Source organism: Streptomyces sp. NPDC127068, assembly GCF_042724695.1.
In the GTDB taxonomy this organism is placed as follows: Bacteria; Actinomycetota; Actinomycetes; order Streptomycetales; family Streptomycetaceae; genus Streptomyces.
Genome location: NZ_JBHXEN010000008.1, coordinates 14,802 through 30,460, shown reverse-complemented (window position 1 = coordinate 30,460; position 15,659 = coordinate 14,802). Strand labels below are relative to the sequence as shown.

Sequence of the window (15,659 nt, the reverse complement as noted above, 5' to 3'; positions counted from 1 at the left end):
TCCCGGGTCTACGTCTCCCGGGCCCTCACTCCCCACCGGGCGTGCACCACGGCCCCCAAGAGGAAGAGGACGACGGCCGCCACCCAGGCGCCGCCCCGTTCGGCGTGCGACACGGGCCAGCTGACGGCGCCCCAGACGCGTCCGCCGTCCGACCGGGCCACCAGGTGCACTCCGCACAACCAGACCAGCGGGGGCAGCCAGCTCAGCCGGGCGCCCAGGAGCACCGCGGACAGGGTCGCCACCCCCGCCGTCCCCAGCGTGTTGCGGGCCAGCACCGCCGTCCCGTACTCCTGCGCCGGGCCGTGGACGGCGACTGCCAGGAGGAGCACGGCGACGGCGGACAGCAGGGTGACATGGGCCAGTCGGCGCGGCCACCACGCACGCGCCGCGGTCCGGTCCAGCCCGTCCGCGTACACGTACAGGCTCGTCCCGACGACACTCGCCGCAGCCAGCGGGGCGAACAGCGCCAGGGCCACCCGCACGTCGAGGTGTTGGTCCGCCCACCGGACCCCGAGGGCGATCAGGACCAGCGCGCCGAGACTCCCGGGCAGCTTCCGGGAGCGGGCGTACAGCCACCCGCCGGCCGGAGCGCCGCGCCGAGCACCGGGCACTGCGAGGTGAGGGCGTGCGCTCACAGCGGCGGCACCCGCCCGGGTGCGCACGCTGCCCGTGCGGCGAAGTAGCCGGCCAGCCAGGTGCGTCGATCGGCCGGAGCCATGGCGTCGAGCCGCGCCACCGCCGCCTCGCGCGCATCGAGCGCGGCCACCTCCTCCGGCGCGCTCGCCGACCAGCCGCGCTGACGCTCCGTCTCCCGGGCCCGCGCCGGGTTCGGCAGGAGCCACAGCGCCACCGTCGAGCCCGCCGTCGCCAACCGGCCCGCACGACCGGCCCGGCACGACGCCGGATCACCGGTCAGTTCGTAGGTGACCGTGGTCAGATACCCCTCGGGGTCCGACAGCCGCCCGCGCAGCACCGTGTTGCCCGACTCCAGACGCGGCAGCACCGCGTCGTCGGGCCGTCCTCCGCCCTGGACGTCCCACAGCCGGGGCACTCCGGCGACGCCGCGCAGTCGCCCGTCGAGCGGCGCGAGGGCCTGCGCCACCTCCGGCAGCACCTGCGCGTACAGGCGGTTGGTGCAGATCCGGGGCACCGTCGCGGTGGCGCACACCGCCTGCCGGGACAACGGGTCGGGCTGCCACACCCGGTCACCGGTCCGCACCAGCGGCACCGCGGCCACCACCACGGCGACCAGCGGCACCAGCGCCAGGTACCGGCGCCGGGCACCGCGGGCCAGCACGACGGTCAGTACGAGGGCGCCCCACCACACGGTCACCGCCCACGGCTGCCACCACACGGCGACGGAGTCCACCCGCAGCAGGCTCCCGCCCGTCGGCGTCAGATGACGCGCCCCGGACGGAACGGACGAGCCGAACAGCACCAGCACGGCGAAGAGCGGGGGAGCCAGTCGGTGCGGGACCAGCGCTCCGCCGACGTGGCCGAGCACCGACACCGCCACCAGGAAGACCGCGTCCGTGAGGGCCGGGCCCAGCTGCGGTGCGCCGGCCCCCGCGTACGGGAGGGTCGCCCACAGGCACCCCGCCGCAGCGACCAGGTAGCCGACGGCCGCCCAGAGAGCACCGGGCAGCGCCGCGAGCGCCAGTTGGGGCAAGGCCCCGCGGGCAGCTCCGGCCCGCAGTTCGACGGTGCGCCTGCGGTGCTCCCGGGCGCCCTGCCAACAGCCCGCGGCCCCCGCCAACGGGGCGCCGAAGACGGCCGCCGCATGCCGTAGCGCCATCTGGGTCTCCCACCAACTGCCCTGCCACGAGGAGGAGGTGAGCAGCAGGGCGAGACCGGTCGCCGAGGCGACCGCGAGGCCCGTCCACGGGGCGATCCCGCGCAGCGACTCGACCCGCAGCGGATGGACGTGCCGGGGCGCCCGGCGCCCGGCGGGAGGTCCCGCGGCGGGCCGGGAACGGGTGTCGACGGCGCTCACCGGCGTCCCCCGATCCGTCCGCGGAGCCGCCCGCGCTCCGACGCTTCGCCGTGCTTCGGCACCCCGGTGGCCGACCGTTCCCGGTGGCGCCGCAGCGCCGCGGTGTACCCGCGTTCCCACGGGCTGGCCCCGCCGGGTTCCGCGCGCTCGGACCCCCACGCCCCGTCGCCCGTCACCTCGGAGGTGCCCAGCGCGGCCAGGCCCTCCGTGGTTCCGCGGTGCGCCACCCGGCCGGACTCGATCAGCGTCACCTCGGTGCACGCCGCAGCCACGTCCTCGACCAGGTGCGTCGACACGATCACCGTGGCCGACCGGCCCACCTCCATGAGCAACGCACGGAAGTCCACGCGCTGTTCGGGGTCCAGGCCGGCCGTCGGCTCGTCGAGCAGCACGAGCGGGGGTTCGTTCACGATGGCCTGTGCGATGCCGACCCGACGGACCATGCCGCCCGACAGCGTCCGCACCTTGTCGTCGATGCGGTCACCCAGTCCGACCCGGTCCACCGCGTCCTCCACCGCCGCCGCGACCGTGCGCCGCGGCATCTCCTTCAGCCACGCCACATAGGTGACGAACTCGCGGACGGTGAACCCGGGGTAGTAGCCGAACTCCTGCGGCAGGTAACCCAGCCGGCGCCGCACCCAGGTGCGTCCCGCGGAGTCCGACACCTCACGGCCCAGCAGCTCGACCCGGCCGGTGGAGGCCGCGGCGACGGTCGCCAGCACCCGGATGAGGGACGTCTTGCCCGCTCCGTTGGGGCCCAGCAGGCCGTGCACTCCGGTGCCGAAGTCCAGGTCCACGCCGTCGAGCGCCACCGTGCGGCGGTGTCGCACGGTCAGCCCGGTGGTCACGACCGAGCGGATCGTCGGCCCGTCCTCCGCCCGGTCCCGAAGGGTGGTGTTCATGTGCGCTCCAGATGGTCGAAGGACGAGCGGCGCACGGCGACCAGCACTGCGCACAGCAGTGCCGCCACCGCCCAACCGGCTTGCTGCGCGGGCTCCGTGGCGTACCGCGACAAGGACAAGGACAGGGACAGGCGATCGGTGACGCCGGCGGAGCGGTACAGCAGCGGCGGCAGGAAGGCCGCCGCCAGCCAGGCGCCGCCCAGCACCGCCGCGGCCGGCCGGCAGCCGGTGAACGAACCGAGCGCGAGGGTCGCCGCCGTCAGGGCCAGCGCGGGCAGCAGCCAGGCCGCCGCCCCCGGGACCCCGGCGGCGGACGGTAGCAGCGCCCCCACGGCGGTCAACAGCGGCACGCTCACCACGAGCACCGCGACGGTCCGGGTCAGCAACAGCCGCAGTCCCCCCGAACCGGTCGCCACGGTGATCTCGTGGAGCGGATCGCTGCGCGGGCCGTAGGAGAGGGCGACCCCGATCACCGGCAACGCGGGGGCCAGGGCCAACAGCAGCGGACGGGTCTGCGCCGCGAGTCCGGCGACGTGGGCGAGCACCAGGGCCGCCACCGCGACCAGGACCACCCCCACGAGCCACGACCCGCGCACCGCGGGCCCCGCCGCCCACAGGATCCGGGTCGTGGCCCGTGCCCCGCGGAGCGGTTGCGGCGCCCGCTGCGGTGCCCGACCCGTTTCTGCGTCGGGTACGTCGGGCCGCGCGCCCGCCTCGGCGAGGGCCGTCGCGAGGAGCTCCGTACGGACGTCGGCGAGCAGGGCCGCCGCGGAGCCTTCCCGTGCCGCCGCCGAAACCCGCGCCGCGCACCTTCCGCACCCTTCCACGTGCTTCTCCACGGACCACGCCTCGGCGTCCGGGACGCCGCCGTCGACGTACCGGGCGGCGAGCGCACCGCTCACGTGCCAGGTCCCGCCGACGTCCGACCGCTCCCCGTAGTGCTCCTGTCGGCCGTTCATGCGGTGCCTCCGATCGGTCGGGTCTGCGGGGCGCACTCGGCCAGTGCGGCCCGCAGCGCGCGGCGGGCCCGGGACGCCCGGGTCTTGACGGTGCCTTCGGGGATGCCGAGCAGCCGGGCGGTCTCGCGGACCGTCAGCCCGTCGACCACGGTGGCGCGCAGCACCTCGCGCAGTTCGGGGGAGATGCGCTCCAACGCGGCGCCCACGTCGCCGTACTCCAGCCCCGCCAACACCCGTTCCTCGGCGGACGGCGCGCTGTCGGCGCGGGTCGCGGGGTGCGGCTCCGCCCGCTCACGACGGGACCGCGCCCGCTGTGCGTCCACCAGTCGCCGCGCGGCGATCACCCACAGCCATCCGCCCGCCTCGCCCCCGCGGTGGGACCGCGCCGAGCGCCACACCGTGACGAAGGTGTCCTGGAGCACCTCCCGCACGGTCTCCGCATCGGCACAGCGGCGGCTCAGCCGGGTGTGGAGCCAGCCCGCGTGCCGGTCGTACAGCAGGCCGAGGGCGTCGGCGTCCCCACGGGCGACGGCCCGCAGCAACTCCGTGTCGTCCTCGGCTTCGGCCCCACCGGGGTGCATCGACCTCATGCCCTCCCTATCGCTCGCGGTGCCCCCTTCGGTTCACCCGCCCGCCGACGGCGGCACCGGGGGTGTCCCGGGGGCCGCGTTCCCGCACGTCACCGGCCCGGCGAGGGCCCACCGGCCGGTGACTATGCTGGGGCGCATGGACATCGTGATACCGCTCTTCGACAACTTCGAGCCACTCGACGCGATCGGGCCGTACGAGATCCTCGGTTACGTACCCGGAGCCACCGTGCGGTTCGTCACGAAGGAACCCGGTCTGGTGCAGGACGTGTTGGGCTCCCTGCCGGTGCACGTCCCGACCGGTTACGCCGAGGTGGAGCGGTGCGACGTCCTGCTGATCCCGGGCGGGGGCAGCTTCCTGACCATGGTGGACGACACCGAGTTCCTGGACTGGGTGCGCCGGGTCCACGCCGGCACCCGCTTCACCACCTCGGTCTGCACCGGCTCCCTGGTGCTCGGCGCGGCCGGCCTGTTGGAGGGCCTGACCGCCACCACCCACTGGGACGCGGTCGCGGATCTGGAGGCGTACGGCGCCCGTTACACCGCCGAGCGGGTGGTCCGGCAGGACAGGGTGATCACCTCGGCCGGGGTCTCCTCCGGCATCGACATGGCCGTCCAGTTGGCCGCCCTGCTCACCGACGAGCTGACCGCACAGGCGATCCAGCTGTACACGGAGTACGACCCGCAACCCCCCTTCGACACCGGCTCGGTGGCCAAGGCCCCGGCGGAGGTGCTCGAACTGGCCCGCACCCTGGGCTAGGGGACGGGGCGTCAGCCGACGACGCGCATCACCCAACGATCGGATGATCGAGAGAAACGCCCTAGGTGCAACGCCGTTCAGTCAGGGCGGGCTGGGTGGCGTCAAAGGTCGGTTGTGAGCATGTTGATGCTGATGGTGGCCTTGAAGGTGGCTCGGTCGATGGCGGGTCCGCGTGCGTTGCACGTGGAGATCCTCCCGCCTCCGAGGGGCGTCCTGGACGGCCTTCGGCCGAGGTGATGAGACCGGGCGAGGAGAGGTCACCCGGGCGGGGGAGGCGGTGAAGACTCCAGGCGGATTCGGCGGTTCGGGCCGCCGAACAGGATGAACACCATGAAGACGACAAGCAGCGCCGCCATGGAACCGGCCTCGCCCCGCATCCGCCGGATCGCCCACATCGGCGCGATCGCGCTGCTCCCGTACGCGGCGATGAAGCAGTACTGGTCCTTCGGCGGCACGTGGGGCATCCCCGCCGGGTTCCCGAGCGTGCTGGCGGAGATGGAGCACAACGCCCAGGGCAAGGACCTGGACCCGTTCAACGCCGCGACGCTGTGGCTGTACCAGCACGGGGTGGACATCACGGTCGTCATGGCCGGGATGGGCATCTTCCTGCTGCTGGGGCTGGTCAGCCGGTGGGGGCGGACCTTCCCCCGCTGGGTGCCGTTCGTGGCCCGCAGAGCCGTCCCCCGGTGGCTGCCGCTGACGCCGGCCTGGATCACCGCCTCGATCCTGGCCCCGGTGTTCGGCGTTGGCGCCCTGATCGGCATGGTGCTCGCGGCCCTGGGCCTCTTCAGCTTCGAAACCGGCGGGTTCTCGAACGCCGCGTTCTACATCGCCTACTCGGGCATGGGCCCCTACGGCCTCGCCCTCGGCGCCGCCGCCTGGTCCTACCAGCGCCGCACCCGCCGCCGGTCGGCGTGAAGCACTCCCTCGCATGTGTGCCGGCCTGGAACTAGCCGGCCCGTGGGGGGTGCCGCGCTTCAGCCGGCGAGCGCGGCGGTGATCTGACGGACCGTCTGCGCGGCCACCCGGGGGTCGTGCTCGGCGTACGCGGCGTGGGCGTTCAGTCCGGTGGCCAGGGCCCAGCCGCGGCCCCGGGTCCAGGTCGCCTCGTCGACCCCGAGTTCCGTGCGGAACACGGCTCGGCTCCGGGCGGACAGCAGGGTGAAGGCGACCATCAGGTCACAGGCCGGGTCGCCGACCCCCAGCCCACCGAAGTCGATCACGGCACTGAGTCGTCCCGCCGAGGTCAGCAGGTTCCCGGTGTGGAAGTCACCGTGGAACCAGACCGGCGGACGGTCCCAGCCGGGTGCCGCCAGCGCCGCGTCCCACAGGGCGGTCATCGCCGTCCGGGCCGTCCGGTCGAAGGCCCCGGACACCGCGGCGATCGCGGCGCGCGTCGCGCGGTCGCGGTCGGTCAGGGACCAGCCGGGAAGGTCGGGGTGCCCCGCCTCGGCCGGCACCCGGTGCAGCGCCCCCAGGAACCGGGCCAACTCGGTGGCCGCCTCGGTCGAGTCCCCGAGCGCGCTCACCGTCGCCACCTCGCCGTCCAGCCAGCGCGTCACCGACCAGGGCCACGGATAGCCGAGGCCGGGCACGCCGAGTGCGACCGGCACGGGCACCGCCAACGGAAGCCGCGGAGCGAGCCGGGGCAGCCACCCGGACTCCTTGGCCCCCTGACCGACGGCGTCCTGGTGCCGGGGCAGCCGTACGGCCAGGGCGTCGCCCAGTCGATGGATGACATGGTCCGAACCGGCGGGTGCGTACGGGACGAGCGGTAGTCCGGCCCACTGCGGGAACTGCGTGTCGACCAACTGCCCGACCAGTGCGGTGGTGATGAGCGGGCGGGTGTCCGGGACGGCGCCGAGGCCCAAGGACTGCTCCTGTCGCGGGCCCACTGCCGGCGGTGGGCGATGCCTTCATGGCACCACCTCGCAGGTGCGCCCGTCGAGCGCATTTCCCGGAGCCGCCCGGCCGAACGCCGCGCCGTCAGGGCGTTCCGGGGACGGCCTCGCCCGCCGCAGGGACCGGGGACGCGGGGCGGTCGGGCCGTGCCGGGTTCGGGGCGCGGAGCAGGGCGACGCCGTACGCCGTGGTCCACACCACCCAGAGCAGCCAGCCGACCAGGCCGAGCAGTCCCAGCGGGCCGCGTCCGTCGATGACCAGGGGGGTGAGCGTCGCGGAGCTGAACATCAGGGCCGCCGCGACCAGCCCCAGCACGCCGTGCCACCGTGCGATGAGCCCGGCCCGGGTCCCGGCGGTGGACAGTCCTATCAGGGCCATCGCGAGGAAGGTGCCGTTGAGGGTGAACAGCGCGTCGTGCACGGCCCAGAGCGCCGTGGCGGGGGCGCCCACGGGCAGGGCGACCGAGGCGAGCGCCAGTCGGATCGCGATGATCGCGGCGAACGCGCCGTTCTGGAGGATCAGGCCGGCGAAGCCGAAGAGGGACCACAGCTCCGAGCGGGCCCGCGAGCCGTGGCGCAGCGCGGAGACGACGCCGGCGCCGAACAACGCCGCCAACAGCCAAGCGGTCGGGGTGAGTAAGGAACCCAGCGCCACGCTGGTGCCTTCGGTGGCGAAGAACTCCGTGACCTCGTCGGTGGGGGAGCCCGTCGGCGGGAGCCCCGCGGGCACCAGGACCGCATTGCTGAGGGTGATGGACAGGGCGAAGCCGATCGCGGCGAACCCGCCGACCCGGGAGGTGGGGAAGGGGGTGCCGCGTCGTGATAGAAGTATCATGTATTCAATATAAGCACGTTAAAGCGAAGGGTGAGGGGAGCGGGAGTGGGAGAACGGATGGTGGGGGAGCCCGAAGGGGAGCCGGCCAAGCGCCCGTACGGGTCGCTGCGCCGGGCCGCACAGGCGGAGGTCACCCGGGCCGACATCGCGCGTGCCGCGCGGCACCTCTTCCTCGACCGGGGGTGGACGGCGACGACCGTGCGCGACGTCGCACGCGAGGCCGGCGTCTCCGTCCCGACGGTCTACGCGGTCTACGGGAACAAGACCGGGCTCGCCCGCGCCCTGGCCGATGCGGCGGACCTCTCGGCGGAACCGGGCCGTCTCCTCGCCGCGCTGGAGGCGCCGGGCGTCGAACCGGCGGGCCAACTCGCCGCGATGGCGGCCTTCGACCGGCGACTCTTCGAACGGGCCGGCGAGGTGATCGTGTTGGTCCGCGAAGCGGGCCGCAGCGAGCCCGAGTTGGCCACGTTCTACGCCGACGGGCGCCGACGTGCCGACGAGACCCGCACGGGTGTGTTCACCTCCTGGCCGCCCGGGGTCCTCCGGCCCGGGGTCGACCCGCGGACCGCGGCCGACGTCTATGCGGCGCTGTGCACCGTCGACGTGTACCGCACGCTCACCGTCGAGCGCGGCTGGAGCGCCGAACGCGTCGAGCAGTGGTGGACCGGGACCCTCGCCCGCGAGTTGTTGGCGCAGTCCCCGGACGCGCCGGCGGCCACCGGGGGATGACGGCGGCGCCCCGCGCACCGGGGCCCGTCCCCCCCCGGGGTTCATCCGCTGTACGCCGGGCACCCGGCCCGCCCCCGTCCCTCCTCCCACCGTGGCAGCCCTCCGCGTACGACTCGCCCGCACCGCACGGCGGTTGCTCGACGGAGGGCGCCGACCTCGACGTCCGCGCGCTGCGAACCGTGGGGGGCGTACAACCATCCGAGGGCCCCGTGCGTCTCCTCAGTGATCACACGGTGATCACGTACACGAGGAGACCGTCATCAGCACCGTCCGCAAGACCCTCGCCGCCACCGCCGTCGTCCCCCTCGTTCTCGTCGGGTCCGCCGCCTGCGGCACCATGGAGAACCTGTCGGCAGGTCAGAAGCTCGACCGCGCCTTCGACCGGATCGGCAAGGAGAACTCGCTGTCCTTCGAGCTCGACCTCGACACCGACGCCGCCACGCTCAAGGGGCTCGACGCCGCCGACACCGCGCCGGAGGACCGGATACCCGACGAGATCGCCGAGCTGATCAGCGGGGGGCGGATCTCCGTCTCCGTGGAGTCGAAGAAGCCGCTCGCCGAGTCCGGCGAGAAGGACCTCAAGGGCTTCGCCATGGAGGTCAGCGGTCCTGACAGCACCCTGCTGGAGTACCGCATGATCGGCGACTACGTGTACGGCCGCGCCGATTTTGAGCAGTTCGGCCAGCTGGCGGGCTCCTCGATGCCGTCCGTGGAGATGCTGTCCCCCGGCGACGAGCTGCCCAAGGGCGCCGAGGACCTGGAGAAGTTCTTCAACGGGGACTGGGTCAAGATCTCCACCAAGGAGTTCAAGGAGGCCGGCCTCTTCGGCGGCGGGCCCGACACCGGCGGTGTCCCCGACTCCGGTCGCCCCACCGACCTGCCCACCTTCGACGCCTCGACCCAGAAGAAGCTGCTCAAGGCCGTGGGCGACGTCATCTCCCACGAGGTGGACTTCACCACCGCGGACGGCAAGGACGGCGCCGAGCGCATCACCGCCACGGCCTCCCTCCGCACCCTCGCCACCTCGCTGATCGACGAGATCCGCCCGTTGGCGAAGGAGTTCCCGGCGGGCTTCGAACTGCCGACGGCCAAGGAACTCAAGGAACTCCCCCAGAAGAAGGGTTCCGCCGACTTCACCCTGAAGAACGGCGACCTGACCGAGGTGTCCTTCGACCTCACCCAGCTCGACAAGAAGCTCAAGGGCGAGAAGCTCGGACTGGTGCTGCGCCTCGGCGAGGGCGAGACGCCGACGGCCCCGTCCGGCGCCACCGAGCTGGACCTGGCCGAACTGCAGAAGGCCATGATGCCGGAACTCGACACGCTTCCGCTGGACGCCTGACCGCGCACGGTCGAGCCCGCCCCTGGTGACCCGCCCGGTGTCCGCGGTCACCGGGCGGGCGCGCAGCGGTCGGGGCGGACGCCGGTCGTCCGGCCGGGCAGGGCCGTCCGTGTGTCGCTCGCCGTCGAGCCCCTGCGCGCCCCCGTCGGACCGGGCGAGCCTTCGGCCGCGACGACCGGGGCCACGCCATGGTGTCCTGCGGGCCGGGAAGCCCGGTCCCCCACTCTCCGCAGGAGGCACCACCATGCGTCGAATCGCGCGCCTCGCCGCCGCTGCCGCGCTGACCTCGGGGTTGGCCGCAATGCCGGCCCCCGCGTCCGCCGCGCCGACGGCCCTCAGCCACTTCACCGGCTCCCACTGTCCCTCGAAGAGCCTCTGCCTCTACCGCGACCACGACTTCAGCGGCGGTGGCATCGCCATCCGGGCCGGGGACCACATCGGCTTCCTCGGGGAGCACGGCGTCAACGACCGGATGTCCTCCTGGTCCAACGACAGCGGAGCCACCTGCACCTGGTGGTCGGACGCGCACCAGCGCGGCGTCCCGCACCTCATGTACCACGGCTACCGCGTCAACGTCCGCGCCGCCGAGAACGACACCGCGTCCTCCGTCCACTGCTGACGGGGCCGGCAACGCGGGGCGTCAACGGTCCTGCCGTTGACGCCCCGGGCGCGTCCGGTCGTACCCGTCCGGCGGGACGACGGCCGCTCAGCGCTCGGTGAGCATGCCGGAGCGGAGCTCCTTGAGGGTGCGCGAGAGCAGCCGGGAGACGTGCATCTGCGAGATGCCGAGCCGTTCCCCGATGGCGGCCTGCGTCATCTCGCAGCCGAAGCGCATTTCGAGGATCAGACGGTCCCGGTCCCCGAGCTGCTCCAGGAGCGGAGCGAGTGCCCGGAGGTCCTCCACCAGCTCCATCGCCGGATCGGTGTCCCCGAGGACATCGGCGTAGGAGCGGGTCTCCTTGCCGCCCCCGGGGCCGTCCTCCGTCTCGGTCCGCGGCGTGTCGAGGGAGCTGGCCGTGTACCCGTTCGCGGCCACCAACCCCTCGACGACCTCCTCCTCGTCGAGGTCGAGCGCACCCGCCAGCTCCTGCACCGTCGGTTCCCGGTCGAGGACGCCGGCGAGTTCGTCCCTGGCCCGGGCGATCTCCGTACGCCGTTCCTGGAGCCGGCGCGGAACGTGGACGGCCCAACTGGTGTCCCGGAAGAACCGCTTGATCTCCCCGACGATGTAGGGGATCGCGAACGAGGTGAACTCCACCTCGCGGCTCAGGTCGAAACGGTCGATCGCCTTGATCAGGCCGATCATGCCGACCTGGACGATGTCCTCCATCTCCCCGCCGCCCCGGTTGCGGAAGCGGCCTGCCGCGTAGCGGACCAGGGAGAGGTTCATCTCGATGAGGGTGTTGCGCGCGTACTGGTACTCGTGGGTCCCCTCCTCCAGGACCGCGAGCCGGTCGAAGAAGACCTTCGACAACTGCTTCGCGTCCCTCGGTGCCACCCGGGCCGGGTCGGGGACGTACGGCAACTCCTGCGTCTGCTCCGGAGCCGTCCCGTCCGTAGTGGCGAACCGGTCGGTGGCACGGTGCGCGGTCGGGGTGCTGCTCGGCATCTTGTGGATCCCTTCGCGGAAGTCGGCGGGCCGGACGTGAGGCTGCGCCTGCCCCCGTACCCCGAACGCACACCTCCGTATGGCACGGTTCACAGCACCGGCACCCCGGTCCGCCCTCAGGACGAAGCGTCAGCGGGGTCCGCGTCGGGCCGCTGGAACCGGAAGTACCGCTCGTACAGGCGGTGGTACGCCCCACCGTTCGCCAGCAGCGTCACGTGGTCGCCGTCCTCGACGACCCGGCCGTCCTCCACGACGACGATCCGATCGGCCTTGCGGACCGTGGGGAGCCGGTGCGCGACGACAAGGGTGGTGCGGTGCGCCGCGAGCGCGTCCAACCCCTCCTGGACGAGTGCCCCGGTCAGCGGGTCGATGCTGGCCGTGGCCTCGTCGAGGACCAGCACCGGCGCGTCCTGGAGGAAGACCCGGGCCAGCCCCACGAGTTGGCGTTGACCGGCCGACAGGTTCCGCCCGCCCTCGTCGACGGACGTGTCCAGCCCCGCGGGCAGTTGGGCCACCCAGTCACCGCCGGCCACCGCCCGGGCCGCCGCCTCGACCGCGCCCCGCCCGGCCCCGGGCCGACCCCGGGCGATGTTGTCCGCGACGCTCCCCGTGAACAGGAACGGCGTCTGGGTGACCACACCGAGGTGACGCCGGTACTCCACCGGATCGAAATCGCGCACGTCCCGGCCGTCGACGGTGAGGCTGCCCCGCTGGAACTCGTAGGCGCGGGTGATCAGCCGGACCAGGCTGGACTTCCCGGCACCCGAGTGGCCGACCAGGGCCACCGTCTCCCCGGCCCGCACGGTGAGGTCGACCCCCTTGAGGACGGGACGCGTGCGGTCGTACCCGAAGTGGACGTCACGCAGCACGATCTCCCCCCGCAGCCGGGGCACGGGCGCGCGACTGGTCCGGTGCACCGTCGGGGTCCGGTCGAGGAGGGCGAACAGCCGCTCGCCCGCGGCCAACCCCTGCTGGAGCTGACTCCAACTGGCCGTGATGCCGGTGAGCGGTGCCCAGAAGAGTGCCAGGGCCTCCAGGAACAGCACCCACTCACCGACCGTCACCCCGCCCCGGCCCACCAACCGGCCCCCCACCAGCACCACGGCGACCGTGCCCAGCCCGGTGAGGGAGATGAGCAGCGGGAACACCCCGCTGAACAGCCGGTTCAGTCGTACGCTGGCACGGAACCACCGTGCGTCCACCACGCGCAGCCCGGCCTCGGCGGCCTGCTGCTGCCGGAAGTTCCGTGCCACGGTGACCCCCCGCAGTGTCTCCTGCACGAAGCCCTGGACATCGGCCAGGGCCTGCTGCTGGCGGCGGGAGGCATCGCGGGCGGCTCGCCGGAAGGCCAGGCTCACCACCACGATCAGCGTGGCCACCGCGGTCGTGACCAGGGCGAGCGGCACATGGATGACGAACAGCGCGCCCATCAGCAACAGGACCATCAACACCTGCCCTAGGGTCCCGAGGACCAGGGTGGTGAGCAGCGCGAACGCCTGCGTGTCGTTGACGACCCGGCTGACCACCGCACCCGTGGGACGGGCGTCGTGGAAGGCCATGCCCTGGCGCAGCGCCGCGGCGAACGCGTGCTCCCGCAGCCGCAGCACCACCGCGCCGACCACGACCGCGGTCCGGCGTTCCTGGAGGAACGTGCACAGCCAGGACACACCCCCCGCGCCGAGCAGCGCCCCCACCAGCAGACCGACGGTCCCGTTGCCGCCGTCCGTCCAGGCCGCGTCCACAGCGCGCGCCAACAGGACGGGCAGGGCGCTCCCCGTGATCGCGGCGGCGACCACGGCGAGCGTCACGAACACCACCGCGGGGCCCTCCCCGCGGAAGTACGGGGCGATGCGGCGCACCAGTTCCCGATCGCCGTAGCGCCGTTCCTCGTCGCCGGTCCGCCGATCGCCCGGCGCGTCGGCACGTTCCCGGCCGGCACGGATGTCCTCAGGGGCGTCGAGGCCGTCCAGCAGATGGGCCATCAGGGGGTCTCCTCCGTCGTGCGGGCGGCGCGCGGGTCGCTCGGCGCCGGGACGCCCGGGTCGTGCGCGGTGCGCGACCAGCCGGGTTCCTCGCGGTACGGCGCGAAGATCCGCCGGTAGTACGGGCACTCCCGGATCAACCGGTCGGGGGTGCCCTGGCTGACGATCCGGCCCGCGTCCAGCACGAGGACGTGATCGGCCGCGCGGATCTGGGACAGCCCGGGGGTGACCAGAACGGTGGTGCGCCCCGCCGAGGCGTGGCGCAGCGCGCGCTGGAGCTCGTGTGCGGTGGTGCTGTCGACGGCGCTCGTCGCGTCGTCCACCGCGAGGACCCGTGGATCGGTCAGCAGGGCGCGGGCCAGGGCGAGGCGTTGGCGTTGCCCTCCGGACAGGGTGCCCCCGCGCTCCCCGAGGACGGTGTCGTAACCGTTCTCGGTGGCCATGACGAAGTCATGGGCGCGGGCCGCCCGCGCGGCCGATTCCAGACGGTCCCGGTCGACCTCGCACGCCACCCCGATGCCGATGTTCTCGGCGATGCTGCGGGAGAAGAGCACCACGTCCTGTTCGACGACGGCGACCTGGGCGCGCAGTGAGGTGGTGTCCCAGTCGGCGGTGCTCACCCCGTCGACCAGGACCCGCCCGGAGTCGGGTAGGTAGGTGCGGTTCAGCAGGTGCAGCAGGGTGGACTTGCCGCTCCCCGTGGCGCCGACGACGGCCACGGTCGCGCCGGGCGGCACGCGGAAGGACACCCGGCGCAGTACCGGCCGGTCGGGGTCGTAGCCGAAGCTGACGTCCTCCAGGGCGAGTGCGCCGACGACCGGTGCGGTGTGCGCACCACCCCGTTCGTCGTGGTCGCCGGGGTCGTTGACGACCTCCAGGATGCGGTGGGCTCCCGCGGCGCCCAGGTGCAGGAGGCCCAGGCTGAACGAGGCGAGTTGGCTCGGGTCCCGCAGGGTGCCCATCAGGCCCAGTACGGCGACGAGTTCACCGAGGCTGAGGGTGCCCGCGCGCAGCAGCGTCACGGAGTGCAGCAGGACGCCCGCGGTGGCGAGGGTCAGCAACAGCGGCGGCAGGGACAGCGCTTGGGCGCGCGCCTGGCGGACCGTGGCGCTGCGGTGGTGCGCGGCCAGTTCGGCGAACCGGGCCCGTTCCCGGTCGGCGCCGCCCGTCGACTCGACCACCTCGATCCCGGCGATGCTCTCGGTGGCCTGCGCGGTCAGCGCGCCGAAGGACGCGCGGGCCGCATCGGAGACGGGCCCCAGACGCCGCCCGTGGGCGACCACGGAGAGGGCGAACAGGACGACGAACGTGACCGGGGACCACAGCAGACGCGGGTCGATCAGGCCGATGAAGACGATCGGCAGGAGGATGTTCAGCGCCAGGTCGACGGCCAGGTCCCAGCCGGGCGACACCATCAGGTTCAGCGACTCGGCGTCCGAGGTGGCCCGCGCCGACAGGTCGCCGACCCGCCGCCGGTTGAAGTAACCCTGCCCCTTGCGGAGCAGACTGCCGAAGACCTGGGCGCGCGCGGCACGTTCGAGGCCGCTGGCGAAGGACTCCAGGGCGTAGGTGGACGCGATGCCCGCGACGCCCCGCACCACCACGAGGGCCAGGAGCACCCAGACGACGGTGGTCAGGTCGTCACCGGGTCCGGTCCCCGCCCGGTCGGGCGGTACGACCGCGTCGAAGGCCAGACCGGTCGTGACGGGGATCGCCGCGGTGAGGGACTGCCAGAGCAGACTGCCCGTGAGGTGCACGGCGATGAACCCGCGGAAGGGCCGTGCCCGGGCGAGGAGCCAGCGGGCCACTCCGTCCCGGCGGCCGGGAGGATCGCCGGCCGGGTCGGGGCCGACGCGGTACGGGGAGGTTAACGACGGGGTCGGGAAAACGTTTTCGTCGGTCGAGGTGCATCGATCATCGGTCATGGTCCATCGATTTCCTTTTCGGCCGCGCCATCGAAATTCCCGACAGCACGAAAAAGGGTTCGGGAAAGTGAGGCGAGTCGACCCGATTGAATTCGGTTCGGTGTTCACGGCATGCCGGGGTGGGCGCCGGCGCTCAGG

General features: G+C 73.4%; 15 protein-coding genes. 5 read left to right on the top strand and 10 right to left on the bottom strand.

Annotated features, from left to right (window positions below; all coding sequences use genetic code 11):
- Positions 1-8: 8 nt before the first annotated feature.
- Genes ACFWIA_RS06790 through ACFWIA_RS06770 form a run of 5 tightly spaced genes read right to left on the bottom strand, consistent with a single transcriptional unit; the run spans position 9 to position 4,444 of the window.
- Complete coding sequence (locus ACFWIA_RS06790; protein ID WP_387001096.1) at positions 9-635, bottom strand: hypothetical protein; 627 nt, start codon at positions 633-635, stop codon at positions 9-11.
- Positions 632-1,993: a hypothetical protein gene (locus ACFWIA_RS06785; protein ID WP_387001094.1), complete on the bottom strand. Its 1,362-nt coding sequence runs from the start codon at positions 1,991-1,993 to the stop codon at positions 632-634. The genes ACFWIA_RS06790 and ACFWIA_RS06785 overlap by 4 nt, the downstream gene beginning before the upstream one ends.
- The gene (locus ACFWIA_RS06780; protein WP_387001092.1) at positions 1,990-2,895 is read right to left on the bottom strand and encodes an ABC transporter ATP-binding protein; all 906 of its coding nucleotides are present in this window, start codon (positions 2,893-2,895) and stop codon (positions 1,990-1,992) included. The genes ACFWIA_RS06785 and ACFWIA_RS06780 overlap by 4 nt, the downstream gene beginning before the upstream one ends.
- Positions 2,892-3,854 (bottom strand): zf-HC2 domain-containing protein, encoded by a 963-nt coding sequence (locus ACFWIA_RS06775; protein WP_387001090.1) that lies wholly within the window; start codon positions 3,852-3,854, stop codon positions 2,892-2,894. The genes ACFWIA_RS06780 and ACFWIA_RS06775 overlap by 4 nt, the downstream gene beginning before the upstream one ends.
- A complete protein-coding gene (locus ACFWIA_RS06770; RefSeq protein ID WP_387001088.1) occupies positions 3,851-4,444 on the bottom strand; it encodes an RNA polymerase sigma factor in 594 nt (197 codons plus the stop codon). Before ACFWIA_RS06770 ends, ACFWIA_RS06775 begins: the two co-directional genes overlap by 4 nt.
- A 136-nt stretch (positions 4,445-4,580) precedes the next feature.
- Between ACFWIA_RS06770 and ACFWIA_RS06765 the strand changes: the two genes are divergently transcribed.
- Positions 4,581-5,201 (top strand): DJ-1/PfpI family protein, encoded by a 621-nt coding sequence (locus ACFWIA_RS06765; RefSeq protein ID WP_387001086.1) that lies wholly within the window; start codon positions 4,581-4,583, stop codon positions 5,199-5,201.
- 330 nt (positions 5,202-5,531) lie between these two features.
- Positions 5,532-6,119, top strand: a complete 588-nt coding sequence (locus ACFWIA_RS06760) for a hypothetical protein (protein WP_387001084.1) — start codon at positions 5,532-5,534, stop codon at positions 6,117-6,119.
- A 59-nt stretch (positions 6,120-6,178) separates the two neighbouring features.
- Here ACFWIA_RS06760 and ACFWIA_RS06755 read toward each other — a convergent pair whose 3' ends face one another.
- Together ACFWIA_RS06755 and ACFWIA_RS06750 are read right to left on the bottom strand one after the other, a co-directional pair.
- Complete coding sequence (locus tag ACFWIA_RS06755) at positions 6,179-7,072, bottom strand: aminoglycoside phosphotransferase family protein (protein WP_387001082.1); 894 nt, start codon at positions 7,070-7,072, stop codon at positions 6,179-6,181.
- 115 nt (positions 7,073-7,187) lie between these two features.
- Positions 7,188-7,937 carry a 2-oxoglutarate/malate transporter gene (locus tag ACFWIA_RS06750; RefSeq protein ID WP_387001080.1) on the bottom strand — a complete coding sequence of 250 codons (750 nt, stop codon included), beginning with the start codon at positions 7,935-7,937 and terminating at the stop codon, positions 7,188-7,190.
- 57 nt (positions 7,938-7,994) lie between these two features.
- On the opposite strand from ACFWIA_RS06750, the gene ACFWIA_RS06745 reads away from it, so the two are divergent.
- The 3 genes from ACFWIA_RS06745 (at position 7,995) to ACFWIA_RS06735 (ending at position 10,624) form a co-directional block, all read left to right on the top strand.
- Positions 7,995-8,666, top strand: coding sequence for a TetR/AcrR family transcriptional regulator (locus ACFWIA_RS06745; protein WP_387001078.1), 672 nt, complete (start codon positions 7,995-7,997; stop codon positions 8,664-8,666).
- A gap of 337 nt (positions 8,667-9,003) precedes the next feature.
- Positions 9,004-10,005: a hypothetical protein gene (locus tag ACFWIA_RS06740; protein WP_387001077.1), complete on the top strand. Its 1,002-nt coding sequence runs from the start codon at positions 9,004-9,006 to the stop codon at positions 10,003-10,005.
- Between the two features lie 244 nt (positions 10,006-10,249).
- Complete coding sequence (locus ACFWIA_RS06735; protein WP_387001075.1) at positions 10,250-10,624, top strand: peptidase inhibitor family I36 protein; 375 nt, start codon at positions 10,250-10,252, stop codon at positions 10,622-10,624.
- An 87-nt stretch (positions 10,625-10,711) separates the two neighbouring features.
- Here the strand turns inward: ACFWIA_RS06735 and ACFWIA_RS06730 are convergent, their stop codons facing one another.
- The 3 genes from ACFWIA_RS06730 to ACFWIA_RS06720 form a co-directional block, all read right to left on the bottom strand.
- Positions 10,712-11,614, bottom strand: a complete 903-nt coding sequence (locus ACFWIA_RS06730) for an RNA polymerase sigma factor SigF (RefSeq protein WP_387001073.1) — start codon at positions 11,612-11,614, stop codon at positions 10,712-10,714.
- A gap of 116 nt (positions 11,615-11,730) precedes the next feature.
- Positions 11,731-13,596 (bottom strand): ABC transporter ATP-binding protein, encoded by a 1,866-nt coding sequence (locus ACFWIA_RS06725; protein WP_387001071.1) that lies wholly within the window; start codon positions 13,594-13,596, stop codon positions 11,731-11,733.
- Positions 13,596-15,404 (bottom strand): ABC transporter ATP-binding protein, encoded by a 1,809-nt coding sequence (locus tag ACFWIA_RS06720; RefSeq protein ID WP_387001069.1) that lies wholly within the window; start codon positions 15,402-15,404, stop codon positions 13,596-13,598. Before ACFWIA_RS06720 ends, ACFWIA_RS06725 begins: the two co-directional genes overlap by 1 nt.
- Positions 15,405-15,659 lie beyond the last annotated feature (255 nt).

Excerpts from the sequence above, each read along its gene's own strand:
- ACFWIA_RS06780 (WP_387001092.1), bottom strand. The coding sequence starts at position 2,895 with ATGAACACCACCCTTCGGGACCGGGCGGAGGACGGGCCGACGATCCGC.
- ACFWIA_RS06775 (WP_387001090.1), bottom strand. The coding sequence starts at position 3,854 with ATGAACGGCCGACAGGAGCACTACGGGGAGCGGTCGGACGTCGGCGGG.
- ACFWIA_RS06770 (WP_387001088.1), bottom strand. The coding sequence starts at position 4,444 with ATGAGGTCGATGCACCCCGGTGGGGCCGAAGCCGAGGACGACACGGAG.
- ACFWIA_RS06765 (WP_387001086.1), top strand. The coding sequence starts at position 4,581 with ATGGACATCGTGATACCGCTCTTCGACAACTTCGAGCCACTCGACGCG.
- ACFWIA_RS06760 (WP_387001084.1), top strand. The coding sequence starts at position 5,532 with ATGAAGACGACAAGCAGCGCCGCCATGGAACCGGCCTCGCCCCGCATC.
- ACFWIA_RS06750 (WP_387001080.1), bottom strand. The coding sequence starts at position 7,937 with ATGATACTTCTATCACGACGCGGCACCCCCTTCCCCACCTCCCGGGTC.
- ACFWIA_RS06745 (WP_387001078.1), top strand. The coding sequence starts at position 7,995 with ATGGTGGGGGAGCCCGAAGGGGAGCCGGCCAAGCGCCCGTACGGGTCG.
- ACFWIA_RS06740 (WP_387001077.1), top strand. The coding sequence starts at position 9,004 with ATGGAGAACCTGTCGGCAGGTCAGAAGCTCGACCGCGCCTTCGACCGG.
- ACFWIA_RS06735 (WP_387001075.1), top strand. The coding sequence starts at position 10,250 with ATGCGTCGAATCGCGCGCCTCGCCGCCGCTGCCGCGCTGACCTCGGGG.
- ACFWIA_RS06730 (WP_387001073.1), bottom strand. The coding sequence starts at position 11,614 with ATGCCGAGCAGCACCCCGACCGCGCACCGTGCCACCGACCGGTTCGCC.
- ACFWIA_RS06725 (WP_387001071.1), bottom strand. The coding sequence starts at position 13,596 with ATGGCCCATCTGCTGGACGGCCTCGACGCCCCTGAGGACATCCGTGCC.